Origin of the sequence: Streptomyces sp. NRRL F-5755 (assembly GCF_001279365.1) — a bacterium.
Lineage (GTDB): Bacteria > Actinomycetota > Actinomycetes > Streptomycetales > Streptomycetaceae > Streptomyces > Streptomyces rimosus.
In genome coordinates this window covers 70,280-76,500 of record NZ_LGCW01000218.1, presented here as the reverse complement: position 1 = coordinate 76,500, position 6,221 = coordinate 70,280, and the positions used below count along the sequence as shown (strand labels likewise).

The 6,221-nt window shown below is 72.8% G+C and carries 4 protein-coding genes; 2 read left to right on the top strand and 2 right to left on the bottom strand.

Translation table 11 applies throughout. The features are described from left to right. The first annotated feature begins 429 nt into the window (after nt 1-429). Both ADK86_RS18250 and ptsP read left to right on the top strand, forming a co-directional pair. The gene (locus tag ADK86_RS18250; RefSeq protein WP_053697534.1) at nt 430-879 is read left to right on the top strand and encodes a PTS sugar transporter subunit IIA; all 450 of its coding nucleotides are present in this window, start codon (nt 430-432) and stop codon (nt 877-879) included. Nucleotides 880-956: 77 nt separating this feature from the next. Then, the gene (gene ptsP / locus ADK86_RS18245; protein WP_053697533.1) at nt 957-2,627 is read left to right on the top strand and encodes a phosphoenolpyruvate--protein phosphotransferase; all 1,671 of its coding nucleotides are present in this window, start codon (nt 957-959) and stop codon (nt 2,625-2,627) included. A 123-nt stretch (nt 2,628-2,750) separates the two neighbouring features. On the opposite strand, the gene ADK86_RS43170 is transcribed toward ptsP, so the two are convergent. Next, a complete protein-coding gene (locus ADK86_RS43170) occupies nt 2,751-3,677 on the bottom strand; it encodes a hypothetical protein (protein ID WP_030602572.1) in 927 nt (308 codons plus the stop codon). 390 nt (nt 3,678-4,067) lie between these two features. Beyond that, a complete protein-coding gene (locus ADK86_RS18235; RefSeq protein ID WP_053697532.1) occupies nt 4,068-6,098 on the bottom strand; it encodes an acetoacetate--CoA ligase in 2,031 nt (676 codons plus the stop codon). Nucleotides 6,099-6,221: the final 123 nt, after the last annotated feature.

Genomic DNA, 6,221 nt, shown 5'->3' with positions numbered 1-6,221 from the left:
CATATCTGGCGTTGACTTTTGGCACGCTGTTGAGTTCTCAAGGAACGGACGCTTCCTTCGGTCCCGTTTCACCGGGCCCTCCGGGCGCTTCCCTTCGGTGTTCCACCACTCTATCAGGCCGTTTCGGGCTTTCGATCCACCGTCTTTTCCGCAGACATGCAGAAACGAGGTCGAAAATCTCGATCAGTTCTGATGGAGTGCCGCCTCCGTCCGTTCCGCGAAGTGATCGCGTTTTGTCGGACCGGGGCAGGAGTCAGACAGTACAGGGATGCGCCGGACGGGGCAAATCGAATCCCCGGGGCCGGTGCTCCGGGGGCGGTGTTGCGCGTGCGGAACCCTCACTTCTTATGACTTACGCTCTGATCGGCACGCCGTCCAGGACAGGTAGTGACGGCGGCCTGATACATCTCCACCCCTGGGAGGACTCCCATGACCACCGTGACGTCCCCGCTCGCTGGACGCGCCATCGGACTCGCGGCCGTGCCCGACCCGGTGTTCTCCGGCGCGATGGTGGGTCCCGGTACCGCCATCGACCCGGTACGTGAGCCGTCGGCAGCCGTTTCGCCCGTCGACGGTGTCGTCGTCTCGCTGCACCCGCACGCGTTCGTCGTCGTCGACGGCGAGGGCCACGGCGTGCTGACGCACCTCGGAATCGACACCGTCCAGCTCAACGGCGAGGGCTTCGAGCTGCTCGTCAACAAGGGCGACACCGTCACCCGCGGCCAGGCCGTCGTGCGCTGGAACCCGGCCGCCGTCGAAGAGGCCGGCAAGTCGCCGGTCTGCCCCGTCGTCGCGCTGGAGGCGACCGCCGACTCCCTCGGCGAGGTCGTCGAGGACGGCGAGGTCAAGGCGGGCGAGCGGCTCTTCAGCTGGCAGTAGGCCCCCGCCGTCCTGACGGCACGTACGACATCCACCGCGGCGGCAGTGAACCGCCGCACCAACCGGAGACGGGTGAAATGGAGACAACGCTGCGAGGCGTCGGCGTGAGCCACGGTGTGGCGATCGGCGAGGTGCGGCACATGGGCACGGCGGTGCTGGAGCCGCCGGCCAAGCAGATCCCGGCGGAGGAGGCGGAGCGCGAACAGGGGCGTGCCCGCAAGGCCGTGGAAGCTGTGGCTGCCGATCTGATCGCGCGGGGCAACCTGGCGGGCGGCGAGGCGCAGGCCGTGCTGGAGGCCCAGGCCATGATGGCCCAGGACCCCGAGCTGATGGCCGACGTCGAGCGGCGCATCGCCGTGGGCAGCACCGCCGAGCGCGGTGTGTACGACGCGTTCGCCGCCTACCGGGCGCTGCTGGCGGGTGCCGGTGAGTACCTGGCCGGGCGGGTCGCCGACCTCGACGACGTGCGCAACCGCATCGTCGCGCGCCTGCTGGGCGTGCCGATGCCGGGCGTGCCGGACAGCGACGAGCCGTACGTGCTCATCGCGCGGGACCTGGCGCCCGCCGACACGGCGCTGCTGGACCCGACGCTGGTGCTCGGGTTCGTGACCGAGGAGGGCGGCCCGACCAGCCACAGCGCGATCCTCGCGCGGGCGCTGGGGGTGCCGGCCGTGGTCGCGCTGCCGGGCGCGGGCGAGCTGGTCGAGGGCACCGTCGTCGCCGTCGACGGCAGCACTGGCGAGATCTTCGTGAACCCGAGCGCCGAGAAGCGCGCGGAGCTGGAGCAGGCCGCCCAGGCCCGCAAGGCCGCACTGGCCGCCTCGACCGGTCCGGGTGCCACCTCGGACGGGCACAAGGTGCCGCTGCTGGCGAACGTCGGCGGTCCCTCGGACGTGCCGGCGGCCGTGGAGGCGGGTGCCGAGGGCGTCGGGCTGTTCCGTACGGAGTTCCTCTTCCTCGACGACAGCAAGAAGGCGCCGTCGCAGGAGAAGCAGGCCGAGGCGTACCGCAAGGTGCTGGAGGCGTTCCCCGAGGGCCGGGTCGTGGTGCGCGTGCTGGACGCGGGCGCCGACAAGCCGCTGGACTTCCTGACGCCGGGCGACGAGCCGAACCCCGCTCTGGGCGTGCGCGGTCTGCGGACGCTGCTGGACCACCCCGAGGTGCTCCGTACGCAGCTGGCCGCGCTGGCCGAGGCCGCCGCCGGACTGCCGGTCTACCTTGAGGTCATGGCCCCGATGGTGGCCGACCGTACCGACGCGAAGGCGTTCGCCGACGCGTGCCGCGAGGCGGGGCTGCAGGCGAAGTTCGGCGCGATGGTGGAGATTCCGTCCGCCGCGCTGCGCGCCCGGTCGATCCTTCAGGAGGTCGAGTTCCTGTCGCTGGGGACCAACGACCTGGCGCAGTACACCTTCGCCGCCGACCGTCAGGTCGGTGCGGTCTCGCGGCTGCAGGACCCGTGGCAGCCGGCGCTGCTCGACCTGGTGGCGGTCTCGGCCGAGGCCGCGAAGGCCGAGGGCAAGAGCTGTGGTGTCTGTGGCGAGGCGGCCTCCGATCCGCTGCTGGCGTGTGTGCTGACGGGTCTGGGCGTGACGAGCCTGTCCATGGGCGCGGCGTCGATTCCCTACGTGCGCGCGACGCTGGCCAAGCACACGCTGGCGCAGTGCGAGCGTGCGGCCGCCGCGGCGCGGGCCGCGGACACCGCCGAGGACGCGCGCGCCGCCGCGCAGGCGGTGCTTTCCGGGGAGTGATCACCGGATCGCCGGAGCGCGGCTGAGCTGGTACGGACGGCCGTCCCGCCCTCGTGGCGGGGCGGCCGTCCGGCGTTTTCGGCGTGGCGCCGGGAGCCGGCCGCCCCTCCCCCGCGGCTGCCGTCACCGGTGGTCGTGGCCTTCCGTCGGTGGTGGGTCGGGCAGGGTGAGCCCCGCGTGGTAGTCGACGCCGTGCTCGGGCGGGACCGGTTCGCCGGAGTCGGCGTCGGTGCAGTAGGCCGTGAAGACCTCGGCGGCGCTGAGCGGGTGCAGCCAGGCGTCGCGCAGGATCCAGCCGCGGACCGCGTCGCGGTCGTCGGTCCCGCTCGTGCGCGACACGATGCCGCCGGGGCTGCGCAGGGCGACGCCGACGGCGAGGACCGTGCAGAAGAGCAGCGTCGCGGCCTCGGACAGCTCCAGCCGGCCGTCGTCGTCGGAGGCGGCGTGCAGGACGGCGAGGAGCGGGGCGCCGCTCGCGGGGACACTGCACACCAGGTGGTGGGTGCCGTCGCCGAGGGTGTCCAGCAGCGAGGTGACCGCGCGGGAGGCGCGGGCGAAGGCGGCGCGGGCCAGGTCCTCGCCGCAGTCGGCGCAGGCGCCGGTGCGGGCCAGGAGGGCGGTGGCCCGCTCCCAGGTCGCCTGGCGCTCCGCCTCGTCGATGAGCAGGGGCAGCAGGCGGGTCAGGGTTTCGCCGCGATACGGCACGGTGGCGCCCGTGCAGGCCAGTTCGGCCGTATACCGGGAGCGGCTGTCGGGGCGGTCGGGGTCCAGGTCGGCGTCGGTGCAGAACGTTTCGTACGCGACCGGGTCGAAGAGGGTGACGGTGGTGTGGATGCCCTGGGCGGTCAGGGAGCGCAGCAGGGTCTCCATCTGCTGGAGGTAGGCGGTGTGGTCGTCGAACGGGAAGGTGCGGTAGCGGCGCATAGCCGCGAAGTCCTGCGCGTCCGCCAGGACGGCGGCGGTGCTGGGGACTTCGCGCCGCAGCATGCGGCGCGCGGCGGCGGGGCCGCTCGGGTCGGCGGGTGTGCTGTGTCGGGACGGTGCTGCCATGACTCCCCCTCGGTCGGTGCGTGCGGCTCGCTCCACGAGCTGCACTGGTGACTGAGAGTAGTCGGGGGGTCTGACAACGGCCGCCCGGGACGGCCCGCGCGGCCAGGCCGTGCCTTCGGCCCCTCCTGGGCCCGCGGCTCCCCCAGCTGGCTGCTGGGAGGCATCCCCAGGCACGGCACTCCCCCGACTACCGCTGGGAGGCACCCCCGCGCGGCGTTGCCGCATCACCCACGGACACCCGGTCCGCGGGCAATGCCCCGCCTGCGCGGCTCCCCCACAGCCCTGTACAGGCGCGGGAGGTGCCCCCTCCCCAGACCCCGCGGGCTGCTCCACGCTGCTCCAAAAGACACGACCTACCTCATGGAGCGGCAGAGCCCTCCACCCACGCGCCTACTTCTCCTGGTCCACGGAGCCCGCCGCCCGCTCCACCGCGATCCGCTCGTAGAACCGGAGCAGTTCGATGTTGTCCACCGATCCCGGGTTGACCGCCTTCTCCAGCGGCGTGCCCTGGAGGAGCCGCTTGACCGGGACCTCGATGCGCTTGCCCGTGAGGGTGTGGGGCACGCCGGGGGCCTCGATGATCTCGTCGGGGACGTGGCGCGGGGAGCACTGTTCGCGCAGGGTGCGCTTGACGCGGTCGCGCAGCGCGTCGTCCAGGACGGCGCCGGGCGCGAGGTGGACGAACAGCGGCATCCAGTAGCCGCCGTCGGGCAGTTCGAGGCCGATGACGAGGGATTCGCGGATCTCGGGGAGGCGTTCGACGGCCTCGTAGATGTCGGCGGAGCCCATCCGTACGCCCTGGCGGTTCAGGGTGGAGTCGGAGCGGCCGTGGATGACGACCGAGCCGCGCGAGGTGAGGGTGATCCAGTCGCCGTGCCGCCAGACGCCGGGGTAGGTGTCGAAGTAGCTGTCGTGGTAGCGGGTGCCTTCGGGGTCGTTCCAGAAGCGGACGGGCATGGACGGCATGGGGTTGGTGACGACGAGTTCGCCGACCTCGTCGATGAGCGGCTTGCCGTGCGGGTCCCATGCCTGGAGGTCGGTGCCGAGGCAGGGGGCCTGGAGTTCGCCGATGTGCACGGGCAGGGTCGGCGCGGCGCCGGCGAAGCAGCTGCACACGTCCGTACCGCCGCTGACGGAGGCGATCCACAGGTCGGCGGCCACCTCGTCGTGCAGCCAGCGGAAGCCGTCGGGCGGCAGCGGGGAGCCCGTCGTGGCGACGCATTTGACGGCGGAGAGGTCGAGGTCGCGGCCGGGGTGCACACCGGCCTTGCGGCAGGCCATGACGTACGCGGCGGAGGTGCCGAAGAGGGTGGTGCCGGTGCGTTCGGCGATGCGCCACTGGGCGGCGGTGTCCGGGTGGCCGGGGCTGCCGTCGTAGAGGACGATCGTGGCGCCCACGAGGAGGCCGGAGACGAGGAAGTTCCACATCATCCAGCCGGTGGAGGTGTACCAGAAGAAGCGGTCGTCGGGGCCGAGGTCGCAGTGCAGGCCGGTCTGCTTGAGGTGTTCCAGGAGGATGCCGCCCTGGGACTGGACGATGGCCTTGGGCAGTCCGGTGGTTCCGGAGGAGTACAGGACCCACAGGGGGTGGACGAAGGGGACCTGTTCGAAGACCGGCTCGGTGGCGGCGGAGGTGAGGTCGGCCCATTCCAGGGCGCCTTCGGGGGCGGGGGTGCCCAGGAGGGGGATGTGCACGACGGCCCTGAGGGTGGGCAGTTCGCGGCGGAGTTCGGCGACGGTGTCGCGGCGGTCGTGTTCCTTGCCGCCGTAGCGGTAGCCGTCGACGGTGAACAGGACGACCGGTTCGACCTGCTGGAAGCGGTCCAGGACGCTGCGGGCGCCGAAGTCGGGGGCGCAGGAGGTCCACACCGCGCCGACGGCGGCGGTGGCCAGGAGGGCGACGACGGCCTGCGGGACGTTGGGGACGTAGCCGCTGACGCGGTCGCCGGGCCGTACGCCGAGGCGGCGCAGTTCGGCGGCGAGGGAGCCGACCTGGGTGCGCAGCGCGGACCAGGTGACGGTGGCCGGTTCGTGGGTCTCGTCCACGTACAGCAGCGCGGGGGCGTCCGCGCGGTCCGGGTCCTCGGCGGCGCGCAGGGCGTGTTCCGCGTAGTTGAGGGTGGCGCCGGGGAACCAGCGGGCGCCGGGCATGGCGCGGTCGGCGAGCACGGTGTCGTACGGGGTGGCGAAGCGGACGTCGAACCAGTCGGCGACGGCCTGCCAGAAACGGGACAGCTCGGTCACGGACCAGCGGTGCAGCGCGGCGTAGTCCGCGACCGGGTCGCCGGAGTCGCGCGCGGGGGCGCCGTGGTGGGCGGCCGCCCAGTCGTGGAAGCGGGTGAGCCGGGCGCCGGCGATGCGGTCCGGGCCGGGCTGCCAGAGGGGTTCCGGCTGCGGAACGGACTGCGGTGCGGTGGTCATGATCGGCTCCCGGCTGTACGCGGCGTTGCGTGGACGCGGTGTGGGCGTGCGGTACGCGGTGTGCGTGGTCCCCGTACGGCCGGAGGGTCGCCCCGGCGCAGCGCGGGGGCGCGTGCGTGTGAC